We start from the raw sequence: 13,340 nt of genomic DNA on the forward strand, positions 1-13,340 counted from the left end.
AAGCTTCGTTGGAGTCCGCGCGGCGGACTGTGCGCGAGGTTGCTTTGCAACAACGGGTAAATTGTCCGCGCCGCGGAAACCTTACTTATTGAGAGGTGGGTTGAGCCAAGCTTCGCCAGCTGTTTGTCCGCCCCGCGGACACCCTCATCAAACAATCAGCAGGCCGCAACCGGCAGCTGATCCAGTCGGCCGCGGAGCTGTTCTGCAACGGCGTTGGCCATGGCTTGGCCGGTTTGGTAACTGCCGTCGGCGGGGACAACGACCAAAGCCAAAGCAACGTCCTGCTCTGCGGAATTTGACACGAGTCCCATCTGGCGCACTTCGTATCCACCAGTCTCCGAGGGCCCCCACCCGCCTTTGAACCGCGCATTGGGAAGCTGGCCGAGGCCGTAGTCCTGCCCAGGCACGATTTGCCCCATCAACTCAAGGACGGGGTCGGCGTCGCTCAGGCAGCTCAGATTGGACATGAAAGTGGATTCCTCGGCGGCGGTGAGCATGGTTTGGCCGAAGGTTGAGAACTCGGGCCGGATGCGTTCGGTGTTGATGGTTTTTGGTACGCCGCCCTCGGCCAAGACGGTATCGCCGGCACCGGGTGGCAGGGCGTTCCAGAGTTGCAGCGCGGCGTCGTTGTCTGAGGCAGTGATCGCGGCAGGTGCTGCGAGCTGCGCGGTGTCGGGCGCCACGCGGTACGCGGCAACTGCGAGGGGGACTTTGATGGTGGACCAGGCTGGCATCGCTGGGTCGTCGCTGCTTCCTACGCCGCCCGCGGCGACGGCGACGGTACCTCCGAACTGGTTGGCAACTTCGTCGGCGATAGTGGAGAGCAGCTTATCGACGCCCACTTCGCCCACCGGTTCGTCAACTAGTGCAGGCGGCTGAGCGTTCGGGTGCGTTGTCGTTGAGGTGACGGTGATGGTCGGCGGGGCGTCGTTAGTGGGTGTCCCGCAGGCCCCGAGGGCGGTCACGGCGAGGAGGGCGCAGCATGCTCGTTTCACCTCCACCACCCTAGTGCCCCGGGCACGAAAAAACCCGCACACGAGGTGCGGGTTTTCACGAGTGCTGAATTAGCCCTGACGAGCCTTGAAGCGTGGCTCCTTCTTGTTCAGGACGTAAACCTTGCCGCGGCGGCGCACAACCTGGGCGCCCGGCTTGTTCTTCAGCGACCGAAGCGACTTGCGGACCTTCATCGGGCGCTCCTTTCTAATCGAGGATCTTCATCTTCGTGCGACCACTGGAAACAGTCTGGTCGCGACACGTCGCGTTATATTACCCCATCACGTGGGGAAACCAAAACGCCGGTGCTACTTGGTGTAGCGTTGCTCCATTTCCGACGCCACTTCGTCCAGACTCCGGTTCATTGTTTCGGGGACGAAGTAGCGGACGAATCCTGCTGCAAGGATGCCACAGATGATGAAGATGGAGAAGGTGGCGGTGGCGGAGAGGGCGTCGACAAGTGGGAGGAAGAACTGGGCGACGATCCAGTTCATGACCCACAGTGCGAGTCCTGCGAGGCCCATGCCGGCGCCGCGGATTTGTGGCGGGACCAGCTCGGAGATAAGCAGCCAGGTCGTGGGCGAGACTGCTGCTTGCTGCGACGCGATGAACAGCGCCATGCAGGCGAGTGAGACCCACGCGAGTGCGGCGTTGTTTTCCGCGGCACGGTACGTGAGCGTGAGCGCGAAGAGGAAGATGACGTTGCCGCTCAGGCCGATGAGCAGTAGTCGTTTGCGGCCGATCCTGTCGATGACCTGCAGTCCGACCCAGCACGCGACGACGGAGACGAGCCCGATCACCATAGAGGTGTAGACGGCGTTTTCGGTGGAGAGGCCGACTTTGTTCATCATCGTTGGCGCGAAGTAGACGATGGCGTTCACGCCCGTGACCTGCTGCGTGATGCCGAGCAGCGCGGCGATCAGCACGGTCATGCGTAGCCATCGAACGTTACGCAGGCGGGCCCACTCGCCGCCGCGCTGGGCGCGAAGCTCGGCGTCTTCGGTGGTTTCGAGGGTGAGTTCTTCGCGGGTCATGCCGACTCGGTCGCCGATGGTGAGGGCTGCGTCGATACGCTGGTGGCGGGCGAGCCACAGGGGCGTTTCAGGCAGGAATGCCATGCCGATGGCCAGCGCGGCTCCGGGCACTGCGGCGAGTCCGAGCATCAGCTGCCAGCTGCCGGTCGAGGCGAGTGCGGAGTTCACGGAGTACGCGAGCAGCTGCCCCACCACAATCATCAGCGTGTTCAGCGACACCATCTTGCCGCGCACCCGGGCGGGCACCATCTCCGAGATGTACATCGGCGCCACGATGGACACTCCGCCGACGCCGACTCCTAAGAACGTTCGGGCCGCCGCGAGTGCTCCCACCGACCCCGCAAGCGCGCACCACAGCGAGCCTGCAATGAACACGATGCCGCCCATTATTAAGGTGCGTTTGCGCCCAAGCCTGTCCGCGATCGACCCGCCGCTGAGCGCGCCGACCGCTGCGCCGACGAGCAACATTGAGGTCACCAGGCCTTCTTGCCCTGGGGTGAGCTGGAATTCGGGGGTGATGTAGAGCAGCGCGCCGCTCATCACGCCGGTGTCGTAGCCGAAGAGCAGCCCGCCCAGCGCGGCAACGCCCGCAACTTTCCGGACGTAGCTTCGTTGGGCGGTGGTGAGTTGTTGCATGCATACCAATATGCACCGTGGGTACGCTGGTTCCTATGTCTCGGCCAGATTCACCGCAAGTTAGCAGCAAACAGCAAGAGATCATCGACACGCTCGGGGTCCAACCTTCGATTGATCCCGCGCGCGAAATCGAGCGTCGCGTCGCATTCCTCTGCGACTATGCCCGCGCAGCCTCCTCAGCCGGTTTCGTACTCGGCATTTCCGGGGGCCAGGACTCGACGCTCGCAGGTCGCCTCGCACAGATCGCTGTCGAGCGGCTGCGGGACTCGGGTGTCGACGCCCACTTCCTCGCCGTCCGCATCCCCCACGGTGTCCAAGTCGACGAGGACGACGCCCAGTTGGCGCTCCGCTTCATCGAACCGGATGAGACGGTGACCGTTGACATTGCTCCTGCCACGAAGGCGCTCAGCGATGAGGTCGCCGGTGCGTTGGGGGCGCCCCTCAGCGACTTCAACAAGGGCAACGTGAAAGCCCGCCTTCGAATGGTGGCGCAGTACGCGCTTGCCGGCGAGCGCAACCTCCTGGTCATCGGCACTGACCACGCGGCGGAAAACGTCACCGGTTTCTTCACCAAGTTTGGCGACGGCGCCGCAGACCTCACCCCCCTCGCCGGCCTCAACAAACGCCAAGGCGCAGCTCTCCTCCGCGAGCTCGGCGCCGACCCTCGCCTCTGGGAGAAAGTCCCCACCGCCGACCTGGAAGAGGACCGCCCGGCCTTGCCCGATGAAGAAGCGCTCGGCGTGACCTACCAGCACATCGACGATTACCTCGAAGGCAAAACCGTTCCGTCCGCGGCGGCGGAACGCATCGAGCACCTCTGGCGCATCGGCCAGCACAAACGACACCTGCCGCCAGGGCCAGATTCCTCCTGGTGGAAGGCTTAGCCCGTCACGTCTAACGTCGCTTGCGCGGCGTTGGCAAGCTCCCCCGCGTACGCCGGGCCGTGCGTCAACGCGTGCACGGCCAACGGGTGAAGCTGGTGAATCGGGATGCGCCGACGCCAGTCCTCCCCCAGGCTTGCCCGCGACTCGTAGCCCGCAAGGATATCTTCCAAAAACGGCGCGCCGAACAACGCCAGCATGGCGATGTCCGTCAACGGGTGCCCACCGTGTGCCGCCGGGTCGATGAACCTCGGGCCGGACTCGTCGAAGAGCAGGTTGCCCGCCCAAAGATCGCCGTGGATACGCGCCAGCGGGGCGTCCTCGTCCCCCTCAACGAGCGCAGCGCAGGCGCGTTCCACGAGCTCTAGCTGCTGCTTCGAAATATTTCCCGCCACATGTGCGCTCCTAGCGAACGGCAGCACGCGCTGCTCGGTATAAAACTTCGCCCACCGCTGCTCCGGCACGCAGTCCTGCTCAACCCGGCCGATGAAGTTCGGGCCATCCCACCCGGTCGGCGGCGCACCGAAGGCTTCAGCGCCCATCGCGTGGAACTTCGCCAGCTCCTCCCCCGCCCGGCGCGCCGCGTCACGAGTGGGTCGCACGGTTTCGACGCGTTCTATTCGCAACGTCCGCTGCTCCTCGTCCACGCCGCGGACCTCCACGACTGCCTCGCTGCCCTCGCGCAGCCAGCGCAGGCCGGCGGCCTCGCTGCTCGCCTGGCCCGGCGCGGTACAACGCTTACTGAAATCGTTCATGGTGGCCCTCCAATGCAAGCAAGAATCGCTTCATGTCTTCCCCACCACGGTAGCGCCCGAGGTGGCCGTCGCTACGCACGACCCGATGGCACGGAATGAGCAGCGGCAGCGGATTTTTCGCGCACGCAGTGCCGACGGCACGCACCGCCCCCGGATTATCGACGTCCGCAGCAAGCTCCTTGTACGTTATCGTCTCACCGAACGGCACGTGTTGGAGCGCGCCCAGCACCTTCGTCCGGAACGGCGGGAGGCCCTCAAGGTCGACCGGGACATCGAAAGACGTTCGTGTCCCGGCGAAGTATTCCTCGAGCTGCCCGCGGACGGCACCAATCGGTCCGGGGCGCGCGCCTGTGGCGTGGATTACCTCAGCGGGGTCGTCCGTCGGCAACGCGATCCGGCGTACTCCGCGCGGCGAAACGACGATTGTCAAGGGGCCTACCTGCGTCTCGACGGTAGCGAATGATGTTTCACACATGGCACCAGTACTAGCACCTTGCTATGGTGCCAGCCATGACCACCCGCATTCCCCTACCTGGATACACGGCGATCACGGTCCCGGAGGACCACGACGGTCGGCGGATGCACAAGTTCCTCGCCAGCTACACCACGTGCCCGGCGACCATGCTGTTCAAGCTCGCACGCAAGGGGGCGTTGCGGGTCAACCAGAAACGTATCAAGCAGGATTACCGCGTCCGGGCTGGGGACGTGATCACGTTGCCGGGTGAGTTCTGTCAGGAAGCGAAGAGGGCGTCGAAAAGTAAGAGCCACGAGTTTGAGGTGCTGTGGGAGGGGCCGACGGCACTGGTAGTAAATAAGCCGGCGGGGGTGCCGGTGCATGCGGGAACCGGGACGCGGCGCGGCGTCATCGAGCGCATCCGTGACGTGTACCCCGACGCTGAGCTTGCGCACCGCATTGATAAGGAGACGTCCGGGGCGCTGCTGATCGCGCTCAACCATGCAGAGCTGCGCCACCTGCAGCGAGCCTTCCGCGAGCAGAACGTGATCCGCATCTACCGCGCAGTCGTGGAGGGACGCTGGGCGGGTACACGCGACGTAAAGGCCCCGATCGCGCGAACACCGAAAACCATGGTCGTACGTGCCGACGGCGACGACGCCCACACACGATTCCGCCGCGTGGAAAACCGCGGGCCGAACACGCTCGTCGAGGCCGAGCTCATTACTGGACGACGCCACCAAATCCGCGTCCACGCCTCCCACGAAGGCCACCCCATCGTCGGCGACCGCGCGTACGGCTCGCGTACGGGCGCGCAGCGCATGTTCCTGCACGCGTACCAGCTGGAGTTCACGCTGCGCAACGGCGAGCACGTCGCAGTGACGGCGCCGGTCCGGGAACACAAAGACCGCAGGTCTTAAGCAACCTGCGGTCTTTTCTGTGGAGCTAACGGGATTCGAACCCGTGACCCCCACACTGCCAGTGTGGTGCGCTACCAACTGCGCCATAGCCCCGCGCACGCTAAAACACGCGTAGGTGCCAGCTTATACCGTGCGTTTAATGTGAGGCAAATGCGACCGGGGCTGCCCGGAGGACCATGATGCTCAGCGGTGGGACAGTAACGTCGCCGTGTGAAGTGAGTAGTCGTGGCTCCTCGTAGACGTCCGTTGCCTGGATCATCACTTCATACTCACCGGTTGGCAGCGGCGCCTGCCACGGTTCCGTCGCGGCGTTCACGTACACGAAGGCGTCACGATTGCCTGGGAATGCATTTTTCACGGTGTAGGCAACATGATTCATGTGCACGTTGTCAGCACCAGCAACGATTCCGTGCGTGTACTTGCTGTTAATCGCCTCATAGCTCGGCAGGCGCATGAAGTCGTAGCGCTTGCGGAACGCGTTCAGGTCGCGGAAGAACTGCACGTGCTTTGCAAACTGAGCTGCTCTGTCGTAGTCGAGCGCGTTGACCTCATCTGGCGACTTGTACGAGTTGTGGTCGCCCGCCTTCGTGCGCAGAAACTCCTGCCCCGCATGAATGAACACTGCTCCGTTGGCCAAGTACTGCGTGGCCGTAGCGAGTGCATGACGCCGCGCGATCTCCTCATCAGACGCGTGCGGCATGCTGCCCTTGAGCTTGTCGAACATCGTGTAGTTATCGTGAGCCTCGTTGTACACCACGGACTGCTCCGGACCCAGGTAGTCCCGCACGTGCTGAGCGCCCTTGATGTTGTTCAGCAGGTCCCAAGAACGATGCTCCTGATCCGCGCCGTTTACAAAGCCAGCATGCTCCAACTCAAAGTTGGAGCCCTTGACGGTGTCGCGGTAGTGATCATTGAAGAACGCGATACCCGGCAGCTTGTCGGCGTTCTTCTGGTTCGCGCCGAGCACGCCTTCGGGGTGGTTGCCCATCTCCCACCCCTCCCCGAGGATGACTATCGAAGGATCAATCTCGTTGAGCGCCTCGCGCACGGCGTTCATCGTGTCGACGTCATGAATCCCCATCAGGTCAAACCGGAAGCCATCGATGTTGTATGTTGTGGCCCAGTACGTCACTGAGTCAACGATGTACTTGCGCATCATGGGCCGCTCTGACGCGGTTTCATTGCCGACGCCCGTCCCATCAAGAAAATTGCCTTGCGGGTCCGTCCGGAAGAAATAGTTAGGCACCGTCTGCTGCAACGGCGAGTGCTCCGCGACGTAGACGTGGTTGTACACCACGTCCATGATGACCCGGATACCGTTGTTGTGCAGCGCGTCAATCATGGACTTCAGTTCCATGATCCGCGCGGTTGGGTCCTGGGGGTGCGTCGAATAGGAGCCTTCGGGAACGTTATAGTTTTCCGGATCGTAGCCCCAGTTGTACTGTGCGTTAAACGACAGGTCGCCGGTCTCATCCACGCTGCCAAAATCGTAGATCGGCAGCAACTGTAGATGGGTGATACCCAGGGACTTCAAGTAGTCCAGACCCGATGGGTTCCCCGCCTGTGTCTTGGTCCCAGCCTCGGTGAGTCCCAGGAACTTCCCCTTGTGCGTGATGCCATTGTCCGGTCCGATGGTCAGGTCGCGCACGTGTGCCTCATAAATGATGGCGTCCTGCATCGAAGAAAACGGCGCCATACGCTTGCCGGACCACCCCTCGGGCACAATATGTTCCGCATCAACGACCACGGTGTGCTCCCCGTTGGCAGTCACTGCCCGCGCGTAGGGGTCGACGGCTTCGTTGACCGTTCCGTCCCCGAACTCCAGTCGGTAGCGGTACTCCAGCCCGTGGCGGTCACCTTCGAGGGTGAGTTCCCAGGTCCCACGCTCGCACCTCGCCAGAGGAGTCGCGGCAGCGTTATCGGAGTAGTTCAGAAATTCCACCGACTTCGCCGTCGGCGCCCAGACCCGAAACGTGGTCTTTTCCGGGGTATAGATCGCACCGAGCTCGCCATCGTAGAAATACTTCTCGTGAAACTCGTTCGAGTAATTGATCGCAGACTCACCCTCAACACAGCTCATTGCTACAACAAAAAGCTCCCCACCAGTTCTTAACCGGTGGAGAGCACTCTCTGTGGAGCTAACGGGATTCGAACCCGTGACCCCCACACTGCCAGTGTGGTGCGCTACCAACTGCGCCATAGCCCCTTGAACTCTTACGAGCTTTCATCACCATACACGTGAAGAGAGCCTGGCCACAAATCATGCAGCCAGCCCCCACACGGACATATAGTTAGCTGTTTGCGACGGTATCGACCCAGTTGTTGATCTCGCCTTCAACGTCCTTGCCGTCAACCATGACGCGCGGAGTCCCCGCCTCACCGCCGCGCTCTTGCTGCAACTTCAAGTTACCGTTCGACATTGCGCGCGCAGCATCGTAATAGGTCTTATCACGGATATCCTGCACCGCCTTGTCGCTCGCGCCGTAGTCACGCGCCAGGTCAGCAAGGTCATCGTCGGTCACCTTCGAGTACACATCCCTCTGGTTCACCATCAGGTGGTCGCGGAGGTTCATCATCGCCGCTGGCTCATCATTAGCGACGAGTGCCAGCTCCGCAGCCAGCCCCATCGTGGAGTGGCCATTGGTCAGGCCATCGAGCGTCACCATCGGGCGCAGCTCGACCTCGATCTTGCCCTCACGCAGCTTCTCGAGCATCTGCTCATCCGTCGCTACTGCCAGATCTGCACAGTGTGGGCACGAAAAGTCCTCGTAGAGCTCTGCCATCGGGGCGTCGTCGACATCTTCGGCTGCGAGGCGAATGAAGTGGTCGTCCTCGTTCCAGCTCACAGTGATGCCAGTAGTGTCAATCATGTTCTCGGCCATGGCTGCCTCGCGGCCCTTCTTGCCGTTGACGAAAATCAGGCCGATCACAAGCGCCGCGATCGCAATCACTGCAACGATTGCCCAGATGAACCCTGCACCGTTCTTCTCGTTCGGGTTCTTCACCTTACGGGTAGTCACGTATTTACTCCTTGACGTTGGAAATTGCCCAACAGCTTAATCGCTGGATGAGGCTATGGATAAATCGCAAACTTCTTGTACGGCACATAAATCATGAACAAGGTCGCCGCGATCAAGACAAAGTCACGCAGGATCGTCTCGATGAGGTTCGTGCCTTCATCCGATGGCTGCGGGCCAAAGCATCCACAGTCGATGACCAGCCCTCGCGACCACGCTGAGTACATCCCGATGATGAATAGCACCAAAACAACGATTGACACCCAGCCGCTTTCACGCAACTTGATGCCCGCCAACAGGAACAGGCCACCGGCAAGCTCCAGCGGACCAATCCACTGCGCCAAAATATTCGACCACTCATGGGTGAAAATCTCGTACGCAATGATGTTTTGCGTCACTTCCATATGGGCGCCAATCTTGGTCCACCCGGCGACAATCCACACGGCCGCCAGCCCAAATCGCGCCGCAGCCGACGCGATTTCCAGCAGCTTGCCTCTTGCCTGTTTGGTCTCGTGTGTCTCAGTCACGATTGGCCATTCTATCCGAGCACCTGCGCAACAAGCTCTTTCGCAGCCTGCTGCACCTGCGCCAAGTGCTCCTTGCCCTTGAAGCTCTCGGCGTAAATCTTGTACTTGTCCTCCGTACCCGATGGTCGCGCCGCGAACCAGGCGTTTTCCGTGGTGACCTTCAGGCCGCCAATCGGTGCACCGTTGCCTGGTGCCTCGGTCAGCTTCGCGGTGATTGGTTCACCAGCCAGCTCGGTCGCGGTGACTTGCTCCGGGGAGAGCGCCTTCAGCGTCGCCTTCTGCTCGCGGTTCGCCGGGGCATCGATACGAGCGTATGCCGGGGAGCCGAACTTCTCAGCGAGCTCAGCGTAGCGTTGCGACGGCGTCTTCCCCGTCACAGCTGTAATCTCCGCCGCGAGCAGATCCAGAATCAGGCCGTCCTTATCAGTCGACCACACCGTGCCGTCCTTCCGCAGGAAGGACGCACCCGCGGATTCTTCGCCGCCGAAGCCAACGGTGCCGTCGATAAGCCCTGGCACGAACCACTTAAAGCCAACCGGGACCTCAACGAGCGTGCGCCCGAGCGACGCCACAACGCGGTCAATCATCGACGAGGACACCAGCGTCTTGCCAACCGCGGTGTTGTCCGCCCAGCCTTCGCGATGTGAGAACAGGTACTCAATCGCGACGGCGAGGTAATGGTTCGGGTTCATCAGGCCGGCGTCCGGCGTGACGATCCCGTGGCGGTCCGAGTCAGCGTCGTTGCCGGTAGCGATGTCATACTTGTCACGATTGTGCACCAGCGACGCCATCGAGTCCGGCGAGGAGCAATCCATGCGAATCTTGCCATCAGTGTCGAGCGTCATGAAACGCCAGGTCGGGTCGACCTCCGGGTTCACCACGGTCATATTCAGGCCGTGCTTCTCAGCGATTGCACCCCAATAATCGACGCTCGCTCCGCCCATCGGATCAGCGCCGATGCTCAGACCGGATTCACGAATCGCCGCAATGTCGACGACGTTCGGCAAGTCATTGATGTAGTTATTCAGGTAGTCATAGCGCTGCGCACGCTCATCGAGCACACCAGACGCCGCGGAGCGCTTCACGCCCTCCAAACCGTTTGCGATATACTCGTTCGCCCGCTTCGCAATCCAGTCAGTCGCGTCCGTGTCAGCCGGACCACCCGACGGCGGGTTGTACTTGAAACCACCATCACGCGGGGGATTGTGCGACGGCGTAATCACAATGCCGTCCGCGCGCTTCGGATCAGTACCCGTGACCCCGCCAGAAAGCTTCGCGTTGTGCGACAAGATTGCGTGCGACACCGCCGGAGTCGGTGTGTAACGCCCAGCGGCGTCAACAAGCACCTCAACCCCATTGCCAAACAGCACCTCAAGCGCGGAGACCATCGCCGGCTCAGACAACGCGTGCGTATCGCGCCCGATGAAGACCGGACCGCCAATGTTTTGCTCACGACGGTAGTCGACGATCGCCTGCGTGGTCGCCAGAATATGCACCTCATTAAACGCGTTATCCAGCGAAGAACCACGGTGACCAGAGGTACCAAACACCACCTGCTGGTCAGGATTGTGCGGGTCTACATCACGGGTGTAGTAAGCAGTCACCAACGACGCGATATCGATCAAATCTTCCGGGCGGGCAATCTGGCCAGCACGTTCATGAGCCATACGACAACATCCTTTCGAATACGTTCACACCCATCTTTCCCTTTTTTGGAAACTTCCGCCAGAAAAATCGTACAAACCGTGTACACACGGAAGGTTATGTGTCTATTATCTCAATCACGTTATCGGGAGAAAGGTAACCTGGCCCACACCCTATTGCGGAAGGATCACGATGGCTGCGCAACTCAACGAAACCCTCGGTACGATTGCCTCGTTCGTCTGGGGCCCATTCCTGCTCATCCCGCTGCTGCTCGGCACGGGCCTCTTCCTGACCGTCCGAATGGGTGGCATCCAGTTCCGCACGCTCGGTCGCGCGACCCGCCACGCGTTCGTCGATAAGAATGAAGAAGGCTCCGGCGACATCAGCAACTACCAGGCCTTAACGACGGCCCTCGCCGCAACAGTCGGCACCGGCAACATCGTCGGCGTAGCCACCGCGATCTCGATCGGTGGCCCGGGCTCCCTGCTCTGGATCTGGGTCACAGGCATCGTCGGCATGGCGTCGAAATACTCCGAGGCCTACCTCGGCGTCCGCTTCCGCACCACCGACGACAAAGGACGCCAACAAGGAGGACCACACGAGTACCTCCGCCGCGGAATCCCAGGCCCGCTGGGGTCCGTGCTCGCGGTCGCGTTCATGCTCTTTACTATCTTCGCGTCTTTCGGCATCGGTAACCTCACTCAAGGCAATTCCATCGCTGCAGGCATGCAGGAAGCATTCGGCATCGAACCTACTGTCTCCGGCATCCTGATCTTCATTGGCGTCGGCGCAGCCATCTTGGGTGGTATTGAAGGCATCGGCAAGATCACGGCAGCGTTCGTTCCCCTGATGATTGTTCTCTACGTCGGTGGCGGCATCGTCGCGCTCGCTTTGATGGCAGACCAGATCCCTGCAGCTATCTCTCTCATCTTCCACGACGCGTTCACCGGCTCAGCCGCGACCGGTGGCTTCGTCGGCTCCACCATCATGATGGCAATCCAGTTCGGTGTTGCCCGCGGCATCTTCTCCAACGAGTCCGGCATGGGCTCTGCAGCAATCGCCGCTGCGGCAGCGAAGACCCAGCACCCCACCCGCCAGGCACTAGTATCCATGACCCAGACGTTCATTGACACCCTGATCGTTGTTACCATCACCGGCCTTGTCATCGTGACCTCCGGGACGTGGGACATGGGACGCGACGAAGCAGCAGTCATGACCGCACGCGGCTTCTCGACGGTCCTGCCAGGCACCTGGGGCGGCGACATCGTCTCCGTTTCCCTCATCTTCTTCGCATTCTCTACGATCCTGGGCTGGTCCTACTACGGCGAACGCGCCGCAACCGCCCTCTTCGGCCAGTGGGCTTCATTGCCATACAAGATGTTCTTTACCGCCGTAGCGTTCCTCGGCGCCACCACGCACCTCGAACTCGTATGGACGTTCTCCGACCTGGCGAACGGCCTCATGGCAATCCCGAATCTCATCGGTCTACTGCTGCTTTCCGGGCTCGTCGCCCGTGAGACTCGCGAGTACCTCAAATTCGATCCGAAGCTTCGCCGTAGCCCCGAGGAGGTTGCAGTATTTGTAAAGCAGCAAGGCATGAATTGGGAGTAAGCGCACTAGTAGACTTCTGGTGTGCAATTACAAAACATTGAGTCGAATGAGCCCCTCGCGGTAGGCGTCGGAGCTGGCACGGGAGCACTTACACGCTACGTGCTTACAGCGGGACTCCTTGCGGTGCTGCCTGCAGCACCGCATTACGCTTTTCTGGTCACGCTTGGCATCAACGTCTTAGGCAGCTACGCAATGGGTTACTTCCGACCAGGCCCATTACTCGGCACAGGTTTCCTCGGAGGCTTCACGACGTTCTCCGCTCTCACCGTCGCCGCAGCGCAAACGACTGCAATCACTGCGTTCATCTACGTACTCTCCAGCGTTGTTCTCTGCATCGCTGGCTGGTGGGCTGGCGACACCATGCGTGATCGCAAGGAGGCAGGTGATCGATAGTGTTTATTGACCCAATTGCCATCCCTGCAGTGTTCTTTGGCGGCGCGTTAGGCGGCGCCGCACGGTGGTGGATTAGTTCCGCCCTCCCACCGCGCAAGGGCACCTTCACTGCCAACGCTGCTGCATCCATGGTCCTCGGATTTACAGTCGCGATGGCGCCGATGTGGGCAGTGTTCATTGGAACGGGGTTTGCTGGTGCGCTCTCTACATGGTCGACGCTCGCCAAAGAAGCAGGAATGCTGCTCAAAGAGCGCAGGTACGCAAGATGCGTAAAGTATCTGTTGTGGACGCTCGCCGTCGGCGTTGCGTTCGCAGGGCTAGGCGTTATGCGCGGTAACGCGGCATTTTAGACGATACAAAGCTCTGCAAATACTTTTTGTGTGTTGTCTGTGGACCAGAATTGGTAACCGGCCGCACACAACCATCCCCGTTTGTTTGTTGTGTGGGTGCACAAAAAAGAGTGCGGTGGGTACCA

At 61.2% G+C, this 13,340-nt stretch carries 14 protein-coding genes and 2 tRNA genes; 5 read left to right on the forward strand and 11 right to left on the reverse strand.

Features of this window, described 5'->3' with window-relative positions; translation table 11 throughout:
* Window positions 1-155: 155 nt before the first annotated feature.
* The 3 genes from HMPREF3170_RS05115 to HMPREF3170_RS05125 form a co-directional block, all read right to left on the reverse strand.
* The gene (locus tag HMPREF3170_RS05115) at window positions 156-995 is read right to left on the reverse strand and encodes a serine hydrolase (RefSeq protein WP_141742210.1); all 840 of its coding nucleotides are present in this window, start codon (window positions 993-995) and stop codon (window positions 156-158) included.
* A 69-nt stretch (window positions 996-1,064) separates the two neighbouring features.
* Window positions 1,065-1,187, reverse strand: coding sequence for a type B 50S ribosomal protein L36 (gene ykgO, locus HMPREF3170_RS05120; RefSeq protein ID WP_018020497.1), 123 nt, complete (start codon window positions 1,185-1,187; stop codon window positions 1,065-1,067).
* Between the two features lie 114 nt (window positions 1,188-1,301).
* A complete protein-coding gene (locus tag HMPREF3170_RS05125) occupies window positions 1,302-2,663 on the reverse strand; it encodes a sugar porter family MFS transporter (protein ID WP_070478251.1) in 1,362 nt (453 codons plus the stop codon).
* A gap of 35 nt (window positions 2,664-2,698) precedes the next feature.
* Between HMPREF3170_RS05125 and nadE the strand changes: the two genes are divergently transcribed.
* Entirely contained in the window at window positions 2,699-3,547 is an 849-nt protein-coding gene (gene nadE / locus HMPREF3170_RS05130; protein ID WP_070478253.1) for an ammonia-dependent NAD(+) synthetase, read from the forward strand.
* Here the strand turns inward: nadE and HMPREF3170_RS05135 are convergent.
* Together HMPREF3170_RS05135 and HMPREF3170_RS05140 are read right to left on the reverse strand one after the other, a co-directional pair.
* Window positions 3,544-4,299: a fructosamine kinase family protein gene (locus HMPREF3170_RS05135; RefSeq protein ID WP_070478255.1), complete on the reverse strand. Its 756-nt coding sequence runs from the start codon at window positions 4,297-4,299 to the stop codon at window positions 3,544-3,546. The two genes, nadE and HMPREF3170_RS05135, sit on opposite strands and share 4 nt — an antisense overlap.
* Window positions 4,283-4,774, reverse strand: coding sequence for a methylated-DNA--[protein]-cysteine S-methyltransferase (locus HMPREF3170_RS05140; protein ID WP_070478257.1), 492 nt, complete (start codon window positions 4,772-4,774; stop codon window positions 4,283-4,285). The genes HMPREF3170_RS05135 and HMPREF3170_RS05140 overlap by 17 nt, the downstream gene beginning before the upstream one ends.
* Window positions 4,775-4,809: 35 nt before the next feature.
* Between HMPREF3170_RS05140 and HMPREF3170_RS05145 the strand changes: the two genes are divergently transcribed.
* The gene (locus HMPREF3170_RS05145) at window positions 4,810-5,673 is read left to right on the forward strand and encodes an RluA family pseudouridine synthase (RefSeq protein ID WP_070478259.1); all 864 of its coding nucleotides are present in this window, start codon (window positions 4,810-4,812) and stop codon (window positions 5,671-5,673) included.
* Window positions 5,674-5,693: 20 nt separating this feature from the next.
* On the opposite strand, the gene HMPREF3170_RS05150 is transcribed toward HMPREF3170_RS05145, so the two are convergent.
* From HMPREF3170_RS05150 to pgm, 6 genes are all read right to left on the reverse strand, one after another.
* Window positions 5,694-5,766, reverse strand: a tRNA-Ala gene (locus tag HMPREF3170_RS05150).
* A 43-nt stretch (window positions 5,767-5,809) separates the two neighbouring features.
* Window positions 5,810-7,753, reverse strand: a complete 1,944-nt coding sequence (gene pulA / locus HMPREF3170_RS05155; RefSeq protein WP_083290875.1) for a type I pullulanase — start codon at window positions 7,751-7,753, stop codon at window positions 5,810-5,812.
* A 53-nt stretch (window positions 7,754-7,806) separates the two neighbouring features.
* Window positions 7,807-7,879 (reverse strand) — tRNA-Ala (locus tag HMPREF3170_RS05160).
* A gap of 85 nt (window positions 7,880-7,964) precedes the next feature.
* Window positions 7,965-8,693: a DsbA family protein gene (locus HMPREF3170_RS05165; protein ID WP_070361966.1), complete on the reverse strand. Its 729-nt coding sequence runs from the start codon at window positions 8,691-8,693 to the stop codon at window positions 7,965-7,967.
* A gap of 53 nt (window positions 8,694-8,746) precedes the next feature.
* On the reverse strand, window positions 8,747-9,217 hold the full coding sequence (locus HMPREF3170_RS05170; RefSeq protein ID WP_070478260.1) for a MauE/DoxX family redox-associated membrane protein: 471 nt from the start codon (window positions 9,215-9,217) through the stop codon (window positions 8,747-8,749).
* An 11-nt stretch (window positions 9,218-9,228) separates the two neighbouring features.
* Complete coding sequence (gene pgm / locus HMPREF3170_RS05175; RefSeq protein ID WP_070478262.1) at window positions 9,229-10,884, reverse strand: phosphoglucomutase (alpha-D-glucose-1,6-bisphosphate-dependent); 1,656 nt, start codon at window positions 10,882-10,884, stop codon at window positions 9,229-9,231.
* Window positions 10,885-11,053: 169 nt separating this feature from the next.
* Here pgm and HMPREF3170_RS05180 point away from each other — a divergent pair, with 169 nt between their 5' ends.
* Genes HMPREF3170_RS05180 through HMPREF3170_RS05190 form a run of 3 tightly spaced genes read left to right on the forward strand, consistent with a single transcriptional unit; the run spans window position 11,054 to window position 13,215 of the window.
* The gene (locus HMPREF3170_RS05180; RefSeq protein ID WP_070478264.1) at window positions 11,054-12,472 is read left to right on the forward strand and encodes an alanine/glycine:cation symporter family protein; all 1,419 of its coding nucleotides are present in this window, start codon (window positions 11,054-11,056) and stop codon (window positions 12,470-12,472) included.
* A 21-nt stretch (window positions 12,473-12,493) separates the two neighbouring features.
* Entirely contained in the window at window positions 12,494-12,865 is a 372-nt protein-coding gene (locus HMPREF3170_RS05185) for a CrcB family protein (RefSeq protein ID WP_240492789.1), read from the forward strand.
* The gene (locus HMPREF3170_RS05190) at window positions 12,865-13,215 is read left to right on the forward strand and encodes a fluoride efflux transporter FluC (RefSeq protein WP_168161627.1); all 351 of its coding nucleotides are present in this window, start codon (window positions 12,865-12,867) and stop codon (window positions 13,213-13,215) included. The genes HMPREF3170_RS05185 and HMPREF3170_RS05190 overlap by 1 nt, the downstream gene beginning before the upstream one ends.
* The last annotated feature ends 125 nt before the right edge of the window (window positions 13,216-13,340 follow it).

Source organism: Corynebacterium sp. HMSC08D02 (assembly GCF_001807505.1).
GTDB lineage: Bacteria > Actinomycetota > Actinomycetes > Mycobacteriales > Mycobacteriaceae > Corynebacterium > Corynebacterium pseudogenitalium.

Bases quoted from the DNA above. Each gene is read 5' to 3' on its own strand.
- ykgO (WP_018020497.1), bottom strand. From the start codon at position 1,187: ATGAAGGTCCGCAAGTCGCTTCGGTCGCTGAAGAACAAGCCGGGCGCC.
- HMPREF3170_RS05125 (WP_070478251.1), bottom strand. From the start codon at position 2,663: ATGCAACAACTCACCACCGCCCAACGAAGCTACGTCCGGAAAGTTGCG.
- nadE (WP_070478253.1), top strand. From the start codon at position 2,699: ATGTCTCGGCCAGATTCACCGCAAGTTAGCAGCAAACAGCAAGAGATC.
- HMPREF3170_RS05135 (WP_070478255.1), bottom strand. From the start codon at position 4,299: ATGAACGATTTCAGTAAGCGTTGTACCGCGCCGGGCCAGGCGAGCAGC.
- HMPREF3170_RS05140 (WP_070478257.1), bottom strand. From the start codon at position 4,774: ATGTGTGAAACATCATTCGCTACCGTCGAGACGCAGGTAGGCCCCTTG.
- HMPREF3170_RS05145 (WP_070478259.1), top strand. From the start codon at position 4,810: ATGACCACCCGCATTCCCCTACCTGGATACACGGCGATCACGGTCCCG.
- pulA (WP_083290875.1), bottom strand. From the start codon at position 7,753: ATGAGCTGTGTTGAGGGTGAGTCTGCGATCAATTACTCGAACGAGTTT.
- pgm (WP_070478262.1), bottom strand. From the start codon at position 10,884: ATGGCTCATGAACGTGCTGGCCAGATTGCCCGCCCGGAAGATTTGATC.
- HMPREF3170_RS05180 (WP_070478264.1), top strand. From the start codon at position 11,054: ATGGCTGCGCAACTCAACGAAACCCTCGGTACGATTGCCTCGTTCGTC.